Below are 23180 nucleotides of genomic sequence, written 5' to 3' on the forward strand. Positions count from 1 at the left end.
CATTCACTATGTACTACCCGTTCTCATGGCTGAGAAGTACCCTTCGACTAGTGCTATACCTTTTGGTATTCGCGCTAATCGGTTGGTATATGAATGACATGTTATTTGCTGTAGCCATTGGCGCCACCTTGCTGCTTATCTTCAACTATTGGCATTTATACAAGCTTAACCGCTGGTTGTGGCATAGTCGTAAAATGTCACCACCCACCGTGCGTGGTGTGTGGGAACATATTTACGAAGGCATTTATTACCTGCAGCGCAGAAACAGAAATAAGCGTAAAGAGCTAGGTGAACTCGTGAAGCGATTTCGTGAGGGCTCTGAAGCCTTACCCGATGCCGCGGTAGTGGTGGATTCAAAAGCATGTATTATTTGGTGTAACCGCTTAGCCCGGCTGGATTTGGGCTTGAAGTGGCCACAGGATGCGGGCAGAAGGCTCGATAATTTACTACGCCACCCAGAGTTTATTCAGTACTTCCATGCTGGAAATTTCAAATATCCTATTGAAGTACCATCACCCACTAACCCGCATAAAACCTTTGAATATCGGGTTATGCCTTATGGTGACGAACACCTTTTATTAATTGCGCGTGATATTACCCGTGTTTCTCAGTTAGAGGCCATGCGTAAAGATTTTGTCGCCAATGTGTCACATGAATTAAGAACGCCGCTTACGGTAATTAATGGGTATTTAGAAATTTTGCCGGTGGATGAGTCGGCCGATCCTTTTATGCAAAAAGCCATGAAGGAAATGACCGCGCAAACTCATCGTATGCAAAATTTGATTGAAGATTTATTAGTGTTGTCTCGCATTGAGGCCAGCTCTGAACGCATTTATGAAAACGTAGTGAATATTCCTACGGTACTGTCTCAGATAGAGCGAGAAGCGCAGGCGCTTAATAAAGAAAAACAGCACCATATTGAATTTCATATTGATACCGAACTAAAAGTATTTGGGGTTGAAACCGAATTGCGAAGTGCTTGTTCTAACTTGGTATTCAATGCCGTGCACTACACTCCACCTGGTGGAGAAATTCATGTATATTGGCATGGTGACGAGGAAGGGGCTAAATTTGCCGTTCATGATAATGGCGATGGTATTGAGTCTAATCACCTTAATCGACTTACCGAGCGTTTTTACCGTGTCGATAAAGCACGGTCTCGCAAGACTGGTGGCTCAGGATTAGGCTTGTCGATAGTAAAGCACGTACTTAGCCATCACAATTCCCGTTTAGACATTGCCAGTACCTTAGGTGAGGGCAGTCAGTTTTCCTTTGTGCTTGATAAAGAGTTAATTGCGGAGCAAATTTAAATGCGAATAAAGCAATTCATCGCCTCGTGCAATGTGGCCGTTTTGCTTCTTGTATCAGGCTCGTTGGGGGCTGAAACTACCCATGAGCTAGAGTATGAACGCCAACCTGGGGTGGCAGGAAAGATCACCTCGGTAGGTTCAGACACACTCGCGAATTTAATGACCTTTTGGTCGCAAGAGTTCAAAGCCCTCTATCCGCAGGTGGGTTTCCAAATTCAAGCCTCGGGGTCTTCTACTGCGCCCCCTGCGCTTATTGAAGGTACAGCCACTATCGGCCCCATGAGCCGAGAATTAAAGCCTAGTGAAATTCGCGATTTTACCCGCAAGCACGGTTACCCGCCTTTAGTCCTTAAGGTTGCGATGGATGCTATCGCTATTTTTGTGGAACGCAGAAACCCGCTACAAGGCCTTACCCTGAAGCAAGTCGATTCTATCTTTTCTCAAACACAATTTTGCGGTGGGGATGGGCCAATCAATAAATGGTCAGAGTTAGGCATTGATGCTAATGGCTATCGCGCCCCAATTCGCTTGTACGGGCGAAACTCGGTATCAGGAACCTATGGATTATTTAAAATCATAGCCATGTGTGACGGTGATTTTAGAAATACGGTAAACGAGCAGCCTGGGTCGGCTTCAGTGGTACTTTCTGTCGCCTCAGGTAAAGGCGCTATGGGTTATGCGGCCTATGGTTACAAAACCGCAGGGGTGCGGGCGCTGCCGTTAGGTGAAACGAAAGATTCGTTAGTGCCACTTACCATAGATAACGTTCGTAGTGAGTCTTATCCGTTCTCGCGCTTCTTGTATTTGGTGATAAACAAAAAACCTGGTGAGCCACTGCCTACCCTTGAAAGAGAGTTTTTGCGTTATATTCTATCTGAACAAGGGCAAGAACAAGTCGCGCGTGATGGGTACTTTCCAATTCGTGAAGATATGCTCTTAAGGCAGCGTAGGTTGGTCGATTAATTTGTATCAAACAGGTGAATAACCGTGGAGCATGTTTCATCACGCTGGAAAAATTGGGTAGTTAAAAACCTTCTCGCAGGCACAGCACTTCCCGTGATTACAGAGCAGTTAACGCTAAATGGGTTTGATGCAGATACAGTTCGTCGGCTTTTAGGCCGTAATTTACCTTCAAACTATGTTTTCGACCGAGATGTAGAGTTTTATCGCAAGCTCGCAACGCCCGCATTTTTACATCAGCCTTCAATTAATAATGTGACCTGTTTGTGCGATGAAAAGGAAGTTCAGCTTTATCGTGTAGATGACTTTTTATCGGCAGAAGAGTGCCATGCTGTAATCGACCTTTCTTCTAGCAAGCTTTCGCCCTCAAAACTGACAGGGGCGCCCTCTGCAAAAGGGATCAGAACATCGTCAACTTGCGAACTCGCCTTTATGGACAGCGCACTAGTTACCTCAATAGATAGCCGCATCGTCAATTTTTTAGGCTTGGGCATAGGAGAAAAAGAAGTTATACAAGCTCAGCATTATGAGCAGGGTCAATACTTTAAACCGCATTTTGATTTCTTTCCCCCAGGTACGCCGCAATATTTAGAACACGCAAAGCGGCGAGGTCAACGAACATGGACTTGCATGGTTTACTTAGATGATGGCATGGAAGGAGGCCATACTCATTTTACAAAAATGGGTGTATCGGTAAAACCCCATCGAGGCACAGCACTCCTATGGAATAATCTGACGAACACAGGGGAGCCTAACTTCAATACGCTTCATTATGCTGAGCCTGTAACAGCTGGTAATAAAAACGTCATAACTAAGTGGTTTCGAGATAAAAATTAGTCCCTTTGTCAATATAACCACCCGGTTCGCCCCTTCAATCTCTCACTAACAATATAAAAAACAAGACAAAATTTAAGGTGTTAACTGATTTTATAAAAGTTCCAAAAATTTCAGTGTGAATCCACATTTGTAACAAAAATGTCACCCTTCTCATTTAATCTCTACCGGACTTTGAAATTCAAACTAAGATCTAACTGGAGAATTTAATGGAAATTCGTAATGTTTTTAAGATCAGTGCAATCACGACTGCACTTGTTCTTGCAGGTTGCGGTGGCGATATAAATATTAATGAAGGTGACGAAGTTGTTGCAACGCCAACGACTCCTACCACGCCGACTACCCCAACTACGCCAACTACCCCTGATGTTGATACGCCATTTTCATTAGGCTTGGCGACTGATGCATCAAGCGAATTCTCTACAATTACTGATAAGCCTGTTTATCGCTTAGATGACGATTTAGTGTTAACGCAAGACATGACGTTAACCAATGATGCGCACTGGATCATTAAGGGGCGTACGGCAGTTGGTAACGACAACGCAGATTCAACAGTACTTACCATTGAAGAAGGTACAACCGTTATCGGTGAAGACGGTGACGACTTCTTAGTAGTACGCCGTGGTTCACAAATTGAAGCGTCTGGTTCATCTTCAGCGCCAATTGTAATGACATCTATTCAAGACGTTACTGGTGAAGAAACATCAATTGGTCAATGGGGTGGTGTGGTATTACTAGGTAATGCACCCACTAACCTTTGTAACACAGGTGACGATGACCAAACGTCTGACGACGAACTAGCGTCTTGTGGTGTGTCTGCGGAAGGTGATGCTGGCTTGTACGGCGGAAACGACGCAGAAGATGATTCTGGTACACTAGAATATGTTGTTGTTAAGCATGCTGGTAAAGCCTTGGCGTCTGGTGATGAACTAAACGGTATTTCATTTGCTGGTATCGGTTCTGAAACAACAGTTAATCACATTCAAGTTCACCAAAATCTTGATGACGGTATCGAATTTTTCGGTGGTACGGTTAGCGTAAGCAATGTAGTGCTAACAGACATTGGTGACGATTCTCTAGATTGGTCTTTCGGTTGGACGGGTAGTGCAACTAACGTTTATATTCAGCAATCTGCAGACGGTGGCGACAACGCTATTGAAGCGGATAACAATGAAGATAACCCTTCATGGTTACCACTTACCAAGCCAACTGTTTCTAACGTAACCATTGTAAGCGCCGACGGTACTAACGGCGTTCGTTTACGTAACGGTACAGCAGGGGTGCTATCTAATGTAGTCGTTACCGGCTCTACATTAGCGGCTAACTGCCTGCGCGTAAATGGCGACGAGTCAATCGCGAATGCAGAGTCTGGTGAGCTTTCAATCACTAACTCGGTAGTTGCTTGTGAAACCCCCGCAAACAACTTTGGTTCAGATGAAATTAGTGGCGATTCTACGCAAGCGTGGTTCGAAGGCCAAACCGGCAATAGTGTACTAACACCTTCTGAACTTCTTTTTGAAGATAACGGGTATTTCCCTACGTCAGCTTCGCCTTTAGCAAACAGTGGAAACTACATTGGCGCATTTGACCCTGCTGGTGAAGACTGGACTACAGGCTGGACGGTTGGTGTAAACGGTGGATTCCCAACTGATATTCAGACTGCTTTCGAGCAAGGCCTTGCGACAGATGTATCAGCTAACTTCCCAGAATTAACTGACAAGCCAGTTTATGAACTTGCTGAAGATACAACACTAACCAGTGATGTAACATTAACTAACGATGCTTACTGGTTAATTAAAGGTCGCTTAGCTGTTGGTAACGATAACGCAGACAACGCGGTACTTTACATTGAACAAGGCACAACCGTTTTCGGTGAAGAAGGCGATGACTTCTTAGTAGTGCGTCGTGGCTCTCAAATTGAAGCTGCGGGTACGGCCAACGCGCCAATTACCTTTACGTCGGTTCAAGACCTAACAGGTCAAGAAACGTCTATTGGTCAATGGGGTGGTTTGGTACTTCTTGGTAATGCACCTACTAACTTATGTAACACGGGTGACGATTCAGATACCTCTGACGCTGAATTAGCAGCATGTGGTGTAGCAGCGGAAGGTGATGCAGGGCTTTACGGTGGTGCAGATGCTGAAGATAACTCAGGTACGCTTCGCTATATTGTTGTTAAGCATGCAGGTCGCGCATTAGCGGCAGGTGACGAGTTAAACGGAATTTCATTTGCAGGTATTGGTTCTGGTACTGAAGTTGAATTTATCCAAGTTCACCAAAATCTAGATGACGGAGTTGAATTCTTCGGTGGTACAGTAAGCGTTCGTAACATTGTGTTGACTGATATTGGCGATGATTCACTTGATTGGTCATTTGGTTGGACTGGTAACGCACAAAATGTTTATATCCAGCAATCGGCTGCGGGTGGCGATAACGCTATCGAAGCGGATAACAACGAAGATAACCCTGCGTGGTTGCCGCTTACTAGCCCAACTATCTCGAACGTAACTATTGTTGGTGCCGAGGGTACAAACGGTGTGCGTCTACGTAATGGTACCGCAGGTGCACTGCGTAACGTAGTGGTTACTGCGGGTGAAGGCTATTCAAATTGCCTACGTGTTAACGGTGCTGAATCTATCGCGAATGCAGAGTCTGGTGCGCTTTCAGTAGAAAACTCAATAGTTGCGTGTGAAACTGACGACAACTTCGGTTCTGATGAAATCAGCGGTGGTTCAACACAAGCATGGTTTTCCGGCCAAACTGGGAACAGTGTACAAACGGCTGACGCATTGATGCTTTCTACTGATGGCTTCACACCTCGCTCTGGTTCTCCTTTGCTTGGCGCTGGCGTTGATATGTCTGCTGACAGTGATTTCTTCACATCAACTGACTACATCGGTGCGTTCGACGGTGAAAACAACTGGATGGATGGTTGGACTGTTGCTGTTAACGATTCAATTCCTTCTGATGTGACTAACGCATTTGAGCAAGGCCTAGCCACTGACGTTTCAAGCAGCTTTGCTGCGATTACTGATAAGCCAGTGTATCAACTTGCTGCTGATACTACCTTTACCGCAGACGCTTCTTTAACCAATGATGCTCACTGGTTAATTAAAGGCCGCACTGCCGTAGGTAACGATAATGCTGATAGTGCCACGCTTTATATCCAACGCGGTACGACCGTATTTGGTGAAGATGGCGACGATTTCTTAGTTGTACGCCGCGGTTCGAAAATGGAAGCGTCTGGTACAGCAACATTACCTATCACGTTCACTTCATCTGAAGATATTACAGGTGGCGAAACGACTATCGGTCAATGGGGTGGCCTAGTTATCTTAGGTAATGCGCCAACTAACTTGTGTAACACAGGTGACGACGATGCAAGCTCAGATGCTGAATTAGCAGCTTGTGGTGTGTCTGCTGAAGGCGATGCTGGCCTATATGGCGGCGCTGACGCAGAAGATAGCTCAGGTACTTTCCGCTATGTTATCGTTAAACATGCAGGTAAAGCACTTGCAGCAGGTGATGAACTAAACGGTATCTCATTTGCAGGTGTCGGTAGTGGCACTGAAGTTGACTTTATCCAAGTTCACGAAAACTTAGACGATGGTGTTGAGTTCTTCGGTGGCTCGGTAAACGTTAGTCACCTAGTTCTAACTGCCATTGGTGATGACTCACTAGATTGGTCTTTCGGTTGGACGGGTAAAGCACAGTACGTGCTTATCAAGCAGGGCCTTAATGGCGGCGACAATGCATTTGAAGCTGACAATAACGAAGATAACCCTACTTGGACACCACTAACAACGCCTACTGTTTCTAATGTAACCATTATTGGTTCTACAGATACCAACGGCGTACGTCTTCGCAACGGTACCGCAGGAACCATTAAGAACTTAGTAGTAACTGGCGGCGCTGACTACAGCAACTGCCTACGCGTTAACGGTGATGAATCAATTGCAAACGCAGCAGATGCTTCACTTACTGTTACTCACTCTACAGTGGCTTGTGAGTCTACAAGCGCATTTGGTTCTGACGTGATTGGCACGGCAACAACCCAAGAGTGGTTTGAAGCACAAGACGGTAACACCGTTGTTGCGGATATTGATGCACTAAGCTTCGATGATGCAACCGGCTATGTGCCAAGCAGTGATTCAGCGTTACTTGGTTCTGGTTTTGATGCGTCTACGCTAGATAGCTTCTTCGATAGCACTGATTATAAAGGTGCATTCGATGGCGAAGCTAACTGGACGCTAGGCTGGGTAACTGTAGGTCTTGAAGACTAATTTACTTTCGTCATTCATTGAAGCTAAGGCGCTTGTGCGCCTTAGCTTTTGTGTTGAAAGGTCTTCCTAACTACAGTCCCATAGGAGTTTCCATAATGAAAAATAATCAATCGTCAATATTCAAGTTAGGTAGCCTGACTCTTGCCATTTCTTCCATTCTGGGTTCAAGTTTGTTGTCGACAGCGGCAATAGCGCAACAATCAGAAGATGAAGTGATTGAAGAAGTTGTTGCTACAGGTACCCGATTAAAAGGGACTGCAACAGCGGTAATGCAAGAACGTCAAAACCAAGCGTTTGTTGCCGATATCATGGGTGCAGATCAAATTGCACGTACCGGTGATGGCGATGCAGCAGCAGCACTTCGTCGTGTAACTGGATTGACATTGGTAGATGGTAAATTCATCTACGTTCGTGGCTTGGGGGAACGTTACTCAAGCACACAATTAAATGGTATGACAGTACCTAGCCCTGACCCTACGCGTTCAGTGGTTCCATTGGATTTATTCCCTTCAAGTATCATTGAAAGCTTGAACGTACAAAAATCGTTTTCACCCAATATGCCTGGTCATTTTGGTGGCGGTAACGTTAATATTCGTACTAAATCTATTCCAACTGAATTCGTTTTCAGTGTGTCTGGTGGGGCAGGTTGGAATTCAGAAAACAGTAACGATGGATTTTTCTATGAAGGTGGCAGCGACGATTGGACTGGACGAGACGATGGCACACGTGCTTTGCCGTCTATCATTGCATCTAACCTTGCCGCTTCTGGCTCTGACGGCTTTGAAGGTGATTCTTCACGCTCGTTAGCGCAAACACAAGAAATATTGAATTCATTCAACTGGGATATTGGCCCTGAAAGTAAGTCTGCAGAGCCAGACTTCAATTTAGGCGCAACCCTAGGTAATCGTTACACGTTTGACGATGACAGTGTACTGGGTTTCTTAGCGACGGTTTCTTACAGTAACGAATGGTCAATTACCGAAGAACAATTGGGTAATGATATTGGTGGCGGACAAGATAATCCTCGCTTCACCAAATATCGTGACATGATTTCGACCGAACAAAATGTTCGCTGGAGCGGCATGTTTAATGTGGGTTACGAGTTAAATAGTAACCACAAAATTGAACTGGTTAATATGATGTTGCACGACATGCGTGACCGTCTGCGTGACGGTGAATACTTCGACGATAGTGAAAGCACCATCGGCGTGGAAGAGTTCAGTCGTATGGATATCATTTTCGAAGAGCGTGAAATGGTGTCGTCACAGTTGAAAGGGACACATAACTTCCTCGATATTGCTAACGGTGTGTTTTTTGATTGGTATGCAGGTACAAGCCGTGCCTCGCGTGAAGCGCCAGATATTATGGAAGTCACTTACCAGTTATTCTATGACGACGCAGGTGCGTTAGAGCTTGAACGTATTGATGATACTTCAGGGACTAACTTAAACCGTCAATATCAAAGCCTTCAAGATGAATCTGATACTTATGGTTTTAATATCTCTACCCCCTTCTACGGAGACGGGTATGATATCGAAATTAAAGCTGGTTTCGATTATTACGAGAAAACCCGTGATGCCGTTAATATCGATTTAGCGATTCGCCATTTTGGTATTAATGATGAATTTAAAGTGGGCAACCGACTGTATGATATTTTCTCAGAAGAAAATATTAATAACCCTGACTTCTACGCAAGTTCAACAGGTAGCTCGCTATTTCAAGACAATACCGGTGAAGGTGATAAGTATTCTGCAGCCAGTAAACTGACTGCTGGTTACTTGATGGTTGATGCCTTCATTGATAAAAAGTGGCGTTTAAGTGGTGGTGCCCGTTGGGAAGAGTTCCAGCAAATCTCAGTGCCTTTTGTTGAACACTCGAATGAGTTTGCAGCAGAAACGGATGAAATTGCGGACAGTATTTATAATGAAGACGATATTCTTCCTTCATTCGCATTAACCTATATTGCCAGTGATGAAATGCAATATCGTTTCAACATCAGCCAAACGTTAATTCGTCCTGATTTACGTGATATCAGTACTACATTCTTTATCGATCCGCTTACCGAATTCCTTGTTCGTGGTTCACCATCTTTGGTTGAAACAGAGCTTATGAACATAGATGTTCGCTGGGAATGGTACATGTCTCAAGGGAATAACGTGTCTGTTGCTCTATTTTATAAAGACATGGAAAACCCTATCGAGATGGTTCAGTTCGATGGCGGTGAGGGGGTACCTCAGCTGCTTACCGCTAACGGCGAAGAAGGTGAGTTATATGGGGTTGAAGTGGAGTTTTTACACGACCTCAGCTTCATCAGCGATTCAATGAGTAACTTCTTTATATCTGGTAACATGACGATATCAGATTCAGAAGTGACCATTGGCAGCGGTGATCAAGATTCTTTGTTCTCACAGCAAGCACGAGAAGCTTATGGCGGCACCATTACAGCGACTATTACTAATGACCAACGTCGTTTAGTGGGTCACTCTGAGTGGGTTGCTAACCTTCAATTAGGTTGGGATTCAGACAATGGAGAGCATTCGGCTTCATTGGTGTATAACTCTTTTGGTGAGCGAATTATTGCACCAGGTGTTCGCGGGTTCGAAGACGGGATAGAAAATCCATTCCATTCTTTGGATTTTGTTTACACTTACTATCCTGACTTCAACACTACGGTCAAACTGAAGTTTCAAAATATCCTCAACGAGGATAAGGAAATTGAACAAGAAGGACTCTTGTTGCGCCGTGAAACCGTCGGCACAGGTATTAGTGCTAGTGTAAGTTACGACTTCTAATTTAAAAAGCCCGGAATTGTCCGGGCTTTTTATTGCGCGATTGTCTGCTGAATATGACGGTTATGTAATAAAACTGTCATGGAAAACTCCTATCCTACGCCCAGAATTTTATAGTCGGTAATCCCGATTTCTTTTAACTTTAAAGGTTTGAATGTATGAAGCTTATCAATTCTTTGCTTATTGCAGGCGCGCTTGTAGCGACACCTGTACTAGCACAAGACGATGAAGTACTAAATCCCGTTATCGATGAGGCGGCGAAAATTAATGAATCTGCTGCGAAGTCGCAGGAAAAAATAAACGGCATTACCGATCAGATTGACAGTAAACTTCAGCAATTCAAAACTTTGATGAAAGAAATTGAAGGTTTGGAAGTTTATAACACTCAACTTCGTAAACAAATTAACAGCCAAGAACAAGAAATGGATGACTTGAACGCCGCTATTGATGAAGTATCGGTTGTTGAGCGTCAAATTACCCCGCTTATGATGCGTATGATTGACGGCATGGAACAGTTTATTGCCCTAGACGTACCTTTTCTTCCTGAAGAACGCAAAAACCGCGTTATGGATTTGAAAGCCATGATGGACCGCGCCGATGTAGCCGCGTCTGAGAAGTTCCGACGTGTAATGGAAGCGTACCAAGTTGAGATGGACTACGGTCGCACCATGGAAGCTTACAGTGGTTTGCATACTATTAATGGTCAAGAGCGTGACGTTGAGTTTTTACGCTTAGGTCGCACAGCGCTTATTTATCAAACTCGTGATGCTAGTTCACAAGGTGTTTGGAACAAGCAAACTCGCCAGTGGGAAGAGCTAGACAGTAGCTACCGCACACAAATTACCAAAGGTCTGCGCATGGCGAAGAAACAACTTGCCCCAGACTTATTAATGCTACCAGTGGCTATCACAGACTAAGAGGTTGATGAGAATGTTTAATTCAGTAAAACGTATCGCTTTTGGCCTAGTAGCCCTTAGCTTAAGCGCTGGTGCAGTAGCACAGAACGACCGCGCAATGGACCTTGATGCACTGCTTAAGCAGCTAGAAGAAGGTCAATTTGCCCAGTCTGAGCAAAACAAACAACGTGAGCGCGATTTCATCGCTCAACGTGCTGAGCAAGATCAAGTATTGCGTGACACCCGTGCTCGTCGTGACCAAATGCTAGCTCAATCAGAGCAGCTTGAAACGCAATTCGAAGAAAATGAATTCAAATTAGCTGACCTTAACGGCGCACTAGATACACGTTTAGGTTCATTAAAAGAATTGTTCGGTGTACTACAGCAAATTGCTGGCGATACAAAAAACAAATTCTATAACTCAGTAGTATCGGCGCAAATCTCAGGCCGTTCAGACTTCTTAGATAAGATGGCACAAGACATGGGCTCTAGCTCAAAGCTTGCCTCTATCGAAGAAATTGAGCGTGTATGGTTTGAAATGCAACGTGAAATGACTGAGTCAGGTAAAGTAACCAAATTCACTACTGACGTAGTTGAAGCGGGTGGCCAGAAAGTATCAAAAGACGTGGTGCGCGTAGGACCTTTCGCATTAGTTGCTGACGGTAAATACCTTGAATACAACGGTGTGACTGGTACGGTTTCAGAACTTATCCGTCAGCCTGCTGACCGTTACAACAGTTCTGCTGCAGAGCTTCAAGAATCGACTAGCGGTGAACTTGTACAGTTTGGTATCGACCCAACCGGTGGTTCAATTCTAGGCTTGTTAGTTCAAGCGCCTAATCTGAAAGAGCGTGTAGAGCAAGGCGGCGTGGTTGGATACATCATCCTTATCGTTGGTGCGTTTGGTTTACTGCTAGCCATAGAGCGTTTGATTACCTTGTCGCTTATTCGCATGAAAGTGAACAAGCAACTTAAGAGCAAAGAAGTTAAAACTAACAACCCGCTAGGCCGTGTACTTAAAGTACGTGATGAGCATCCAAATGCTGATGTTGAAGCACTAGAGCTTCATCTTACCGAAGCGATTTTAGGTGAAGTACCTAAGTTAGGGCGTAACCTTACTATCATCAAGATTATCTCAGTAGTAGCACCGCTTATGGGTCTACTTGGTACGGTTACCGGTATGATTAATACTTTCCAGGCAATTACCTTGTTTGGTACAGGCGACCCGAAACTAATGGCTGGTGGTATTTCAACAGCACTAGTTACAACGGTTCTTGGCCTAGTAGTCGCGATTCCGATGACTTTGCTATACGCCATGCTTAATACACGTTCTAAGAACATCGTATACATTCTTCAAGAACAAGCGTCTGGCGTTATTGCAGAGCGCGCAGAGCGGAGCTAATCATGATCGAGTTTCTGGAGGCAATTCGCGATTTCACAGAAACAGGTGGCCAGGTTCTCCTGGTCATCGGTCTGCTGATATTCGTTATGTGGCTTTTGATCCTCGAGCGTGCCATGTATCTGATGATTTGGCATAAGCAAGCTAAGAAAGAAGCGGTGTCTATGTGGACTGCACGTAACGACCGCGCTTCTTGGATTGCACAGCAAGTTCGTCAGAAAACGATTTCACAGTTAACTATGCGTCTTAACGGTAGTATCCCGATTATTCAGTCTTTGGTTGCGCTTTGTCCGCTACTTGGCTTGATGGGAACGGTAACCGGTATGATTGAAGTGTTCGATGTGATGGCCATTGCTGGTTCGGGTAACGCCCGCTCTATGGCATCAGGCGTATCGAAAGCCACTATCCCCACTATGGCGGGCATGGTTGGTGCACTTTCAGGCGTATTTGCCTCTACATGGCTTAACCGTATGGTGAAATCTGAACGCACGCATCTTGAGGATGCATTGACTATTCAACGTTAATGCTACGGCATTAAGGTAAGGTAAAAATTATGAAGCAACATTTTCAAAACCTAGTTGATGAAGAAGAAGCAGCCATCGATATGACGCCCATGCTGGACGTTGTATTTATCATGTTGATTTTCTTTATCGTAACCGCATCCTTCGTAAAAGAAGCGGGTATTGATGTTAACCGTCCTGAAGCAGCCACTGCTGTTAAAAAAGACCGGGCTAACATTCTTATCGCTATCTCTGACAAAGGCGAAATTTGGATCAATAAGCGTCGTATAGATGAGCGTGCAGTACAGGCGAACATCGAGCGTCTTCACGCTGAAAACCCGCAGGGTACCGTTGTGATTCAAGCAGATAAAGAATCAACGACTGAAACCCTTATTAAAGTTATGGATGCCTCCCGTGCGGCAGGTGTTTTTGATGTTTCGATTGCAGCTCAAGAGCCATAAATCATGCCACGATATATAATCGCATTTGTTATATCCCTTGCGATCACGTTAGGCCTGTTCTTCTTGATGCAATCACTCATCAAGATGGGTGGCAGTGCGTTAACGGAACCGCCAAAGGGTAGTGTACTTGACTTTGTTAGGGTTAAGCAGGACGAACAGGTCGAGAAAAAAGATCGTAAGCCTAAGAAGCCGCCTAAGCCAGATCAGCCGCCACCGCAAATGGAACAACCTCAAATGGACTCACCTACTCCGGATGCGGAAGGGACGTCTATGGACTTTGGTGCAGATGTTGGTGATGATATTTCATTAGACGGAGGGTTAGCCCTTGAGTCTGGTGATGGCGAGTATTTACCTATTGTTAAGGTGGCGCCGGTTTATCCTCGTCGAGCTTTACAACGTGGTATTGAAGGCTTTGTTATTGTTGAATTTACGGTAACTAAGCAAGGCGCAGTACGAGATCCTATCGTGATAGAAGCCAACCCAGAAGGTATATTTGAACAAGCAGCAATGGATGCCGCAATGAAGTTTAAATATAAGCCGCGAGTGGTAAATGGCGAAGCCACGGAAGTGTCTGGTATTCAAAACCGTATTACCTTCCAGATAGACGGATAATGACATGAGAAAAAAACAAACGAATACATTGCTTAGTGCACTGGCGTTTGCAGTTGTTTGCGCAACTGTGTCTGTTCCTACTCTGTTGGTTGCCGGTGATGCAGTTGCTCAGGAACAAAAAGCCAGTGATAAGAAAACCCGTCGTGTGCCTACACTTCGTGGAAAGGTTTACGAGCAGTTAGCGCGAGCACAATCAGCCGCCGACGATGCGGGGAATGTAGAAGAAGCTATAGCTATTCTTAAAGAGGTGGAAGATAAATCTGACTCGATGAATAGCTACGAAAAAGCCATGATGTATAACTTTTTCGGCTTTATTTACTACAACGATGAAAATTACGACAAAGCGTTAGAGTCGTTTGAAAACGTGGTTAACCAGCAACCTATTCCTGAGAAGTTCGAAATGTCGACGCTTTTCAGCTTAGCGCAGTTGCATTTGATGCAAGGTAACTACGACAGAACGATTGAGTTTATCGAACGCTGGGAAGTATTAAACGACGGTGTTATACCACCTAAAAATAAGGTGTTAAAAGCGCAAGCCTACTATCAAAATAAGCAGTATCAAGAGTCTGCTGATTGGATAACACAGGCCATTGATGAACATGAAGCCGAGGGCATGTTACCCGATGAAGCATGGCTTATTCTTCAACGCGCGGTTTACTATGAACTAAAGCAACCTGAGAAAGTAAAAGATATTTTGATTAAGCTGGTAAAGCTGTACAGCGAACCGAAATATTGGATACAACTGGCTGGTATGTACGGTGAGTTAGGTGAAGAGCGTAAGCAGCTTGCGATTATGGAAACGGCTTACCAACAGGGTTTTGTAGAGTCTCCAGCGGATATCTTCAACATGGCGCAGCTTTATTACTATCACCGTGCTCCTTATAAAGGTGCATTGTTGATGGAACAAGCCATGAAAGAGGGCGTGCTGGAAGAAAACCTTCGAAATCTTAAGTTTTTAGGGCAAAGCTGGACGCTAGCCAAAGAGCAAGACAAAGCCATTCCGGTGATGATGCAAGCAGCAGAATTATCAGAAGATGGTGAGTTAGATGCTCAGTTAGCGCAAATCCTACTTAACGAACAACGCTGGGACGACGCTATTGCAGCGGCAGATCGCGCCGTTGAAAAAGGTGAGATGCGTAACCCAGGCTTGGTGTATTTGATTAAAGGCATGGCCCTTTATAATCAAAAGCAGTACGCACTGGCGCTTAACCAGCTTGCTGAAGCTGAAAAGCATCAGAAAAGCCGAGCTATGGCGCAGCAGTGGAAACAGTTTGTTCAATCTGAAAAGAGACAAGCTGAAATCATCGAAACTGAGTTTGGTAATAGTTAAACGCAACAGTTAGCACGTTTATACGTGGTAGTAGAAACGCCGCAGGCATCTAAACGAGCCTGCGGCGTTTTTGTTTGGGCCATCGTAATTAATGGCTTACTAGGCTGAGTCGTTACCCTTAAAGCCGCTGGCTAAAAGATAATGATACAAAATCTAATCCAGGGTTAGGCTTCTTAAAGCCGGCGTTGGAGTAATGAAAATAGCGCAATGACACGCGGTATTCTTGGTATTGTCCAAACGTCGTTGAAAATCCAATTCTATCTTCAAATTGATAATGGGTAGACACGTCTTTACCCGCAAATTGTGTATCGTCTAGCAACGACACCCCAATACCCAACTCTAAATCGATAGGTTTATCAAACACTGTGGTCAGTGGAAACCGTAAAATAGGTGAAAGGGCGAGTACGACATTTGAGTCGTACTGGTTATCGTCGCCATACTCCCAAAAGTTTGCGCTGGTTTCCATGGTTAAAGTCATAGGCCAACTTACGTTTAAAGGCTGGTCGATATTATATTGATAAGCTAATTTGATGCCATTTACAGCGCCTTCCCCGCGTATAAAGTCGATAGCATAGCCATGGGCGCTTTGTGTTTGTGTGGGCCATAGGCTAGTCGATTGGCTCTCGCTGCTACTAGCAGAAAGTGGGGTAAGTAATAGTGTGAGTAATGCCGTAAATGTAACGATGTGTGTGTTAGTCATAGTGTGTTCCTCCAACGCCCTATATGAGGGAGGAACATCGGTAACCCAATTCTAAAAAAAGACGTGTTTTATTCGATTAAATATGACAATTTTATTCTGATAATTTAGAGGAAAACGAACTAACAGATTAACGCTAAAACCCGTCGTTTCATCGTACTTTTTTGCGCAATAAACTGCTTTCGCTGATTAGCGCCTTTCACAGAAGGCGCCAAGAATAAAGGCTCAGGGAAGAAAGGCTTCAATTGATGGGAGTTCATTTCTAGCTTCAAGTTCATTCCAGTAAACTTTTGTTTTCAACACATCTTCTTTGATAGACATAAAAGTGGACACTAATTCCGGGTCGAAGTGCTTGCCCGATTCACTTTCAATGTAGGCAAATGCTTCTTCATCTGGCCACGCTTGTTTATAAGGCCGCTTCATCGTCAGAGCATCAAACACATCTGCAATTGCCACAATGCGTGCGCTTACTGGAATCTGTTCACGCTGTAATGAATCAGGGTAACCATTGCCATCCCACTTTTCATGATGATAGCGTGCAATTTCTGCCGCCAAACTAAACAAGGGTGAATTACTGCGGGTTAATATTTCATAGCCAATTGCCGCATGAGTGCGCATGACTTCCATTTCATCAAAGGTAAGTCGTCTTGGGGCTTTTAAAATACTATCAGGAATTCCTATTTTCCCGGTATCGTGCATAGGCGCGGCTTGTGCCAGCAAAGAGGCTTCTTCGGGTGACCAACCGGAGGCTAACGCTAAACACTGACAATAAGCGGCCATGCGCCAGATGTGATGGCCGGTGTCAGTATCGTTGTAATGTCCGGCTGCGGCCAACATACTAATAGCACTTTGCTGACTACGAAGTAGCTCTTGAGTTCTGATTTTAACTTCTTGTTCAGTTACTCTCACTTGATGTGCTAACGAGATGTGAGTTTTTACTCTAGCAAGCACCAAAGCCGGTGAGATAGGCTTAGTAATATAATCCACTGCACCTAATTCAAATCCTTTCTCTTCATCTTGACCTTGACCCAAAGCCGTTACAAATATGATAGGCACCTTAGCCAGTCTTGGGGCAAGCGCTGGGGAAGTTTTAATCTGTCTGCATACCTCATGGCCATCAATACCCGGCATCATGATATCGAGTAAAATAAGGTCTGGAGTGAACTGCTCTACGACTTTCAACGCAATATGCCCAGTGGGCGCTACTTTTACTTGGTAATAAGGCGACAGAATACCCTGTAATAAATCGATGTTTGCAGGCTCGTCGTCAACGACTAAAATGCTAAAGTCCGTTTTTCTCGATTTCTGGTTATCAGCCATTTAGCAATGTATCCCTTAGGCGTAAAAGTTCTTCAAGTGCTCGGCCGTAATCGTAAACACTAACAAGTTGCCTTGCATGGTTTAATGCATGTACCGATGCCGATGTTGATGATGCATGTTTATCGTAAAGCGCTGATAGCATAGACACCGCCTCGGCATCGTATGACTCAAGGCTAGTGATCACCGCTGACAAATCTGAGAGCGATAAAGTCTCTTCTACTTCGTATTCATCATACTCTTTTGGCAATGAAAGCGTATGCGCAATAAGTCGAAGAGTGGCGTCTAAAGCGAAAGAGATGTTGGATATTTTATGTGCATAATTAGTGTTGTTTTCAAGGTTGTTTGGTAGCCCTTCCAACGCGGTAATCAAGGTATTAGCCCCTATTTTTCTGGCATCGGCCAATAGCGAGTTAATAGCATCATGCTTTGAGTCATTCTCAATCATAATATTAATAAGCTGTGCGAGTAACTCTGCATTTCCGTAATTAGAGTAAAATTCAGCCAGGGAAGTGAGGAAGGGGTCGCTACTGTCATGCATGTTATTTAGATTGGCAGTAGTGTGAATATTGATGTCGATGACATGTAATATTTCAGCCGCGCTTGCGGGTTTCAACAAGTGCGCACACATACCAACGCTAGATGCTTTTTGTTTATTCTCGCTACTACCATCTGCACTAAGTGCAATGATAGGACAGTGCCAGCCATTTAAATTATTTAGTTCCTCAGCAACAGTGAATCCACTCATATTTGGAAGAATGCAATCGAGTAGTACCACGTCGAAGTCGTTACTATTGCCCAGTGCCAAGGCTTGCTCGCCAGAGGTTGCTGTGGTCACACTCAAGCCTGCATCAAGTAAAATTTGCTGCGCTATTTCAAGGCTTATACTGTCATCATCAACCAACAAGGCATGCTTTCCTGCTAGTCGTCGCTTACGCCATATCTTGCTTTCCAATCCATCAGCGTGAGTTGGCGAAGTGGAGCTAGAGGTAGGGAATAATTCCCGCAAGATGTGAACGTCAGTAAAGGGTAACTCTATAATATTAAGCGTGTTGAGTTTGACAGATTGTAATCGACGTTTAGCTTCTTCGGTGTCGATAGGCGTTACAATACATACAAGGTTGAGGTTTTCATATTCACCAAGTTTTATATGGTTGACGAATTTTTGCCATTCTGCTGGCTTAGCGGGAAGCAACACCATTGCATCATGCCGTGTAACTGGGAACGCATCTGTATTTGGGTTAACAAAGGTGCAAGGTATGGAGAGTCGCGACAGTGTGTGTGCTAAAATATTGTTCGCTTCATCCATATCCTGGCTTGTGTTCGCACACAGTAAGGGGTGATCCAATTTCGATATGGGTATGGCTGGCTTTACTTTTTCACGGCTAATTTCATTAGCCGTCTCATGAACCAATTCCGGAACAGCAAAACAAAATTGCGTTCCCTTACCAAGCTCACTGGTAAATTCAAGTTCACCATGCATCAGTTCAACTAAGCGCTTGCTAATCGCTAGGCCTAATCCAGTACCGCCATATTCCCTTGAAATAGACGCATCGGCCTGTACGAAGGCGTTAAACAGTTTTTCTTTGTTGTCGGCATCAATGCCTATACCTGTATCGCTCACACAAAAACTAAGGGCGTCTTTTTCTTTACTGACGGTTAATTTAACGAATCCGTGACGAGTGAACTTGATTGCATTTCCCAATAAATTAACCAATACCTGATAAATCTTGTCGCTATCACCGTTACAGGTAACGTCTGTGTCTAAGCGCATGTCGAATAGTAACTGTAAATGCTTTTGGCGCGCTTTATGTTGAAACACCTGTGCGAGCTTGTTCATCATATCGGCAAGGTTGAAATCAGCATGGTGTAATTCAATTTGTTGGGCTTCAACTTTGGAAAAATCCAAAATGCCGTTTATTAGCGTTAGCAACGAGGTGGCGCTGCCTTTTACCTTGGTCATGTAACTTTGCTGCTGCGTGTAATTGTCGGTTTCAAGTGCTAAGTGGGTTAAGCCTATAATGGCATTCATTGGGGTGCGAATTTCGTGGCTCATTGTGGCTAAAAAGTCACCCTTGGCTTTGTTGGCATTAGCCGCTTCTTTGTAGGCATGTTGCAGCTGTCGCTCTAACCCTTTACGTCCACTTATATCTCTAAACACGCCTACGTGGCCGTTGGGTTCGCCATGAATGTCTTCAAGAGGTACTGCAACAATTGAAATTGGAAAGATGCGTCCTCGCTTATCGGTAAAGAAGTCTTCATCAGAGCTATAGGTTTTTCCCTTACAGATCGCATGGTTTACGGGGCATTCATCTCGAGATAAAAGTGTGCCATCTTCTTTTTGATAATGAACAGCATTGTGGAACCTGTGGCTTTGTAAATCTGCTAATTCCCACCCTAACAAACGAGATGCTTCAGGGTTGAGAAATTGGGTTTTGCCTTTAGCATCTACGGCATATACACCTTCACCGATGCTGTTAGTAATACTTTGATAAAACTGCCTACCGGTCTCTAACCTTTTTTCTAACCTTTTTTGATTGGAAATATCTGTGCAGAGTACAACGAGGTTTTCGACACGGCCTTGTTCATTAACGTTGGGAACAATGGTACAAAATACAAACCAAGGGGTGCCGGATTTCGTGACACTTTGAAGCTCGCCGTGCCAAATCTCTCCTTTAAATAAGGATTGCAGAATGGCTAAGCGTGTGGGCAGGGGAACGTTTTTAACATTGAGCATATCCGCATTGTTCCCGATAAGCTCGCCTCGAGTAAATTCAGATAGCTGACAACATTTATCATTAGCGCTTAAGATAGTGCCATTTAAGTCGAGCGTGACAACTATGCTGTGCTCATCCATAGCTCGCCTTTGGATCAGCATGTCGTTCTCTTTATGTTGCTGCTCAGTAATTAAGTCTAATACCAAGGTAGACAGCGACGTTAAGCTAGCAATGTCGTCATCAATTTCGGGGCGCGCTTGCGCTGTTAATAATGTATTTACCGATTGAACAAGGTTGTCGGTTATGGCTGCTAATTCTTGAGGCGAAGTTTGCCCCTGAGCTACAGGTGGCCTATCCATATTATTTTGACGTGCATAACCGCCGCTTGTTGTCTTACCTTCTGCTTCAAGACCATGTTGGCGGTATGTATTGTCAATAGAGGCGAGCAATGCACTAAGGCCCGTGGTAAGGCGGGATGCATCATGGTTGTCTAATAAAGAGGTTTTATTAAGTATATCGTCTAACCAAAGTTCGCCTTCTTCGTTGTTTTCACAAGAAAAAGCAGCTTTGATTTGCTTGATTAAAAGGGAGTTCACAGCGTTGGGAGCAGACTTACGTTAGGCCTAATAGATTATGTATAGAATGAAAATGGTATTGCAGCAAACAAATCAGGTTATTCTTTGGTAGCAATAACCTGATTTTATTCATATTAACGGCAATTATCGCCAAGACAATTTAGACTGAACGAAGCTCTCTACGCAGAATTTTCCCAACGGTAGATTTAGGAAGTTCTTCTAAAACGGTAAGTTCCTTAGGGACTTTGTAGTTGGTTAAGCTTTCTTTGCAAAAGGCAATGATGTCATCGTTATTAACTGGCTTGCTGACCGTGATGAACGCGCATACTCGCTCACCTGACTTATCATCTGGCTTGCCAACAACAGCGGCTTCCATAATATCTGGGTGAGCTGTGAGTACATCTTCTACTTCATTGGGGTACACATTGAAACCAGAAACAATAATCATGTCTTTCAAGCGATCGACAATTTTAAGTGCGCCAGATGCTACCCAAACGCCGATATCACCGGTTTTAAAGTAGCCATCTTTGGTCATGACTTTTGCTGTCTCATCGTCTCTGTTCCAATAGCCCAGCATCACTTGTGGTCCACGAACCGCAATTTGCCCTGACTCGCCTTCGCCTACTGGGTTATCGTAGCTATCTAGCAAAGCTACCTCAGTATCTTGCAGTGGTTTACCAACGGTACCAACTTCTTCTTCGCCAGGTAAGTTAAAAGAAACCACTGGCGCGGTTTCTGACAACCCGTAACCTTCAGTAATAGTATTGCCTGTTACTTGTTTCCATATAGATACTGCGCCTTGAGCGAGGGCTGTACCACCAGACATGGTTAAATGCAGTTTTGAAAAGTCGAGCTTGGCAAATTCTGGGTGACGACCCAAACCAACGAACAAAGTATTGATACCCGCAAACGCGGTAATTTTATGCGGCTTTAATGTTTGAATGAAACCGTCGATATCACGAGGATTCGGAATAAGCACGATATGGCTGCCCTTCGCGAATAGTGCCATCATACAAACAGTAAAGGCATAAATGTGATACAAAGGAAGTGGACAAACTACCACTTCTTCACCTTCCTTGAAGAACCCGCCTAGGTGGTCAAGCATTTGAACGCTGTTGCTCATAACGTTTTTATGGCTAAGGGCTGCGCCTTTAGATACCCCTGTAGTTCCTCCCGTGTATTGCAACATGGCAAGGGCTTCAAACTCTGTTTTAGGTCTTACCACGGCGGGCAAATTTGCACCGGCGTTAATCGCATCAGTTAACGATACAGTACCTGTTAAAGTAGGCGCTGTAGCAGCATCTAATAATTCAGTCGCCGATGTAGCAACAACGGTTTTAATTTGAGTGTCGCTTTTAATGGCATCAAATTTTGGCAGTAAATCACTTAAGATAACTAACGCTGTTGCGCCGCTATCAGTAAATTGGTGCTTCATTTCCCGCTCGGTATAAAGCGGGTTAGTGTTAACCACTACCAAGCCTGCGCGCAAAGCAGCATAAACGGCAATAGGGTTTTGAATAAGGTTAGGCAGCTGGATAGCAATTCTGTCGCCGGCTTCTAGCTTGGCTTCATGAGTGAAGTAGCGCGCTAAGGCAGCAGATTTTTCGTCTATTTCTTTGAAGGTAAGGGTTTGACCCAATGCGGTATACGCAGGCTTATCAGCATGCTTAGTAAGAACGGCTTCAATATTGTCGGCCAGGCAAGTAACGTTTTCTGGGTACGTTAACATAATGCTTTATCCTGAATGAGAGGTTTCAATGAAAGATGACTATGTCGCTACAGTAACAAATGTTCATTTTTATTTACATACCTATTACATTATAGCTAAATATTCACCTCAGTGATGGTTGCTGACAGTTTGAATAAATTTGAATGGGGCTGGGGATCGCTGGTTTGAGAAAGGTTTAAGCGTGGATCCTGCGTGACATTAGCGTTGGGAGTGGCGGCTATTACCTATTTGAAAGTGCACCCGACTCACTCGTTGCCCGCAATAAGCCATAAATGAAACCACCTAATAGTCCTGCGAAACATTGAAGTAAAAAGCCATCGTACCCGCGCGCTCCCGCAATAAGCGTGACGTTAAGAATAGGCTGCATGGCAAGTAACGCGACGGCAATACTGCTTGCACCCGCTACACTCGTTAACGTGATAAAGCGAGGTTTTTTAATGTCGTGCTTTATCGCGTATTTGCGAATGATAGTGACAACCCAGAACGCAAGTAACAGTGCAACAGCGATGATAATGCCGTAGGTGGGTAGCAAGCCTACGGCATCCTTCCAAGCAGCAGATAACCACTCAGTGGATGATATTTCTACCCCAATACTGGACAGTGCATTCAGTACTTGAAACGTGTGTAAACTGCTAGCCACTAGAAAGGTTGCTAACCACGCAGGAAGAAAACTTTTGATAAAAGACCACATAACCGCTGTTTCCGCTATTTTAAGGTGTTATAACAATCAAACTACTATTGCATGCTAAGGTAGCGTAATAAATAGGGTAA

Annotated in this window: 16 protein-coding genes; 11 read left to right on the top strand and 5 right to left on the bottom strand. The window is 44.3% G+C overall.

Annotated features, from left to right (window positions below):
- The first annotated feature begins 8 nt into the window (after positions 1-8).
- The 11 genes from phoR to C7Y69_RS08960 all read left to right on the top strand — a co-directional run bounded on the left by phoR (position 9) and on the right by C7Y69_RS08960 (position 15374).
- Positions 9-1310, top strand: coding sequence for a phosphate regulon sensor histidine kinase PhoR (gene phoR / locus C7Y69_RS08910; protein WP_013785420.1), 1302 nt, complete (start codon positions 9-11; stop codon positions 1308-1310).
- Complete coding sequence (locus C7Y69_RS08915) at positions 1311-2273, top strand: PstS family phosphate ABC transporter substrate-binding protein (RefSeq protein ID WP_126872467.1); 963 nt, start codon at positions 1311-1313, stop codon at positions 2271-2273.
- Between the two features lie 24 nt (positions 2274-2297).
- Positions 2298-3107: a 2OG-Fe(II) oxygenase gene (locus tag C7Y69_RS08920; protein WP_013785418.1), complete on the top strand. Its 810-nt coding sequence runs from the start codon at positions 2298-2300 to the stop codon at positions 3105-3107.
- 206 nt (positions 3108-3313) lie between these two features.
- On the top strand, positions 3314-7387 hold the full coding sequence (locus C7Y69_RS08925) for a hypothetical protein (protein WP_126872468.1): 4074 nt from the start codon (positions 3314-3316) through the stop codon (positions 7385-7387).
- 95 nt (positions 7388-7482) lie between these two features.
- The gene (locus C7Y69_RS08930) at positions 7483-10179 is read left to right on the top strand and encodes a TonB-dependent receptor domain-containing protein (protein WP_126872469.1); all 2697 of its coding nucleotides are present in this window, start codon (positions 7483-7485) and stop codon (positions 10177-10179) included.
- A gap of 155 nt (positions 10180-10334) precedes the next feature.
- Positions 10335-11093 (top strand): DUF3450 domain-containing protein, encoded by a 759-nt coding sequence (locus C7Y69_RS08935; RefSeq protein WP_013785415.1) that lies wholly within the window; start codon positions 10335-10337, stop codon positions 11091-11093.
- A 13-nt stretch (positions 11094-11106) separates the two neighbouring features.
- Positions 11107-12474 carry a MotA/TolQ/ExbB proton channel family protein gene (locus tag C7Y69_RS08940; RefSeq protein ID WP_126872470.1) on the top strand — a complete coding sequence of 456 codons (1368 nt, stop codon included), beginning with the start codon at positions 11107-11109 and terminating at the stop codon, positions 12472-12474.
- Positions 12475-12476: 2 nt separating this feature from the next.
- Positions 12477-12995, top strand: a complete 519-nt coding sequence (locus tag C7Y69_RS08945; RefSeq protein ID WP_013785413.1) for a MotA/TolQ/ExbB proton channel family protein — start codon at positions 12477-12479, stop codon at positions 12993-12995.
- Between the two features lie 29 nt (positions 12996-13024).
- Positions 13025-13432: an ExbD/TolR family protein gene (locus C7Y69_RS08950; RefSeq protein ID WP_013785412.1), complete on the top strand. Its 408-nt coding sequence runs from the start codon at positions 13025-13027 to the stop codon at positions 13430-13432.
- Positions 13433-13435: 3 nt separating this feature from the next.
- Positions 13436-14044 (top strand): energy transducer TonB, encoded by a 609-nt coding sequence (locus C7Y69_RS08955; RefSeq protein WP_013785411.1) that lies wholly within the window; start codon positions 13436-13438, stop codon positions 14042-14044.
- Between the two features lie 4 nt (positions 14045-14048).
- Positions 14049-15374, top strand: coding sequence for a tetratricopeptide repeat protein (locus tag C7Y69_RS08960; protein ID WP_126872471.1), 1326 nt, complete (start codon positions 14049-14051; stop codon positions 15372-15374).
- A 118-nt stretch (positions 15375-15492) separates the two neighbouring features.
- Here C7Y69_RS08960 and C7Y69_RS08965 read toward each other — a convergent pair whose 3' ends face one another.
- The 5 genes from C7Y69_RS08965 to C7Y69_RS08985 form a co-directional block, all read right to left on the bottom strand.
- Positions 15493-16074, bottom strand: a complete 582-nt coding sequence (locus C7Y69_RS08965; protein ID WP_126872472.1) for an acyloxyacyl hydrolase — start codon at positions 16072-16074, stop codon at positions 15493-15495.
- 222 nt (positions 16075-16296) lie between these two features.
- Positions 16297-17391: a two-component system response regulator gene (locus tag C7Y69_RS08970; RefSeq protein WP_126872473.1), complete on the bottom strand. Its 1095-nt coding sequence runs from the start codon at positions 17389-17391 to the stop codon at positions 16297-16299.
- A complete protein-coding gene (locus tag C7Y69_RS08975; protein WP_260563485.1) occupies positions 17384-20701 on the bottom strand; it encodes a PAS domain-containing hybrid sensor histidine kinase/response regulator in 3318 nt (1105 codons plus the stop codon). Before C7Y69_RS08975 ends, C7Y69_RS08970 begins: the two co-directional genes overlap by 8 nt.
- 139 nt (positions 20702-20840) lie before the next feature.
- Positions 20841-22409: an AMP-binding protein gene (locus C7Y69_RS08980; RefSeq protein ID WP_126872474.1), complete on the bottom strand. Its 1569-nt coding sequence runs from the start codon at positions 22407-22409 to the stop codon at positions 20841-20843.
- 220 nt (positions 22410-22629) lie between these two features.
- Positions 22630-23100, bottom strand: a complete 471-nt coding sequence (locus C7Y69_RS08985) for a hypothetical protein (protein WP_013785405.1) — start codon at positions 23098-23100, stop codon at positions 22630-22632.
- Positions 23101-23180 lie beyond the last annotated feature (80 nt).

The organism is Alteromonas sp. KS69 (genome assembly GCF_003989595.1).
GTDB lineage: Bacteria > Pseudomonadota > Gammaproteobacteria > Enterobacterales > Alteromonadaceae > Alteromonas > Alteromonas naphthalenivorans.

Coding starts and splice junctions, on each gene's coding strand:
- phoR (WP_013785420.1), top strand. CDS start 9: ATGTACTACCCGTTCTCATGGCTGAGAAGTACCCTTCGACTAGTGCTA.
- C7Y69_RS08915 (WP_126872467.1), top strand. CDS start 1,311: ATGCGAATAAAGCAATTCATCGCCTCGTGCAATGTGGCCGTTTTGCTT.
- C7Y69_RS08925 (WP_126872468.1), top strand. CDS start 3,314: ATGGAAATTCGTAATGTTTTTAAGATCAGTGCAATCACGACTGCACTT.
- C7Y69_RS08930 (WP_126872469.1), top strand. CDS start 7,483: ATGAAAAATAATCAATCGTCAATATTCAAGTTAGGTAGCCTGACTCTT.
- C7Y69_RS08935 (WP_013785415.1), top strand. CDS start 10,335: ATGAAGCTTATCAATTCTTTGCTTATTGCAGGCGCGCTTGTAGCGACA.
- C7Y69_RS08940 (WP_126872470.1), top strand. CDS start 11,107: ATGTTTAATTCAGTAAAACGTATCGCTTTTGGCCTAGTAGCCCTTAGC.
- C7Y69_RS08945 (WP_013785413.1), top strand. CDS start 12,477: ATGATCGAGTTTCTGGAGGCAATTCGCGATTTCACAGAAACAGGTGGC.
- C7Y69_RS08950 (WP_013785412.1), top strand. CDS start 13,025: ATGAAGCAACATTTTCAAAACCTAGTTGATGAAGAAGAAGCAGCCATC.
- C7Y69_RS08955 (WP_013785411.1), top strand. CDS start 13,436: ATGCCACGATATATAATCGCATTTGTTATATCCCTTGCGATCACGTTA.
- C7Y69_RS08960 (WP_126872471.1), top strand. CDS start 14,049: ATGAGAAAAAAACAAACGAATACATTGCTTAGTGCACTGGCGTTTGCA.
- C7Y69_RS08965 (WP_126872472.1), bottom strand. CDS start 16,074: ATGACTAACACACACATCGTTACATTTACGGCATTACTCACACTATTA.
- C7Y69_RS08970 (WP_126872473.1), bottom strand. CDS start 17,391: ATGGCTGATAACCAGAAATCGAGAAAAACGGACTTTAGCATTTTAGTC.
- C7Y69_RS08980 (WP_126872474.1), bottom strand. CDS start 22,409: ATGTTAACGTACCCAGAAAACGTTACTTGCCTGGCCGACAATATTGAA.
- C7Y69_RS08985 (WP_013785405.1), bottom strand. CDS start 23,100: ATGTGGTCTTTTATCAAAAGTTTTCTTCCTGCGTGGTTAGCAACCTTT.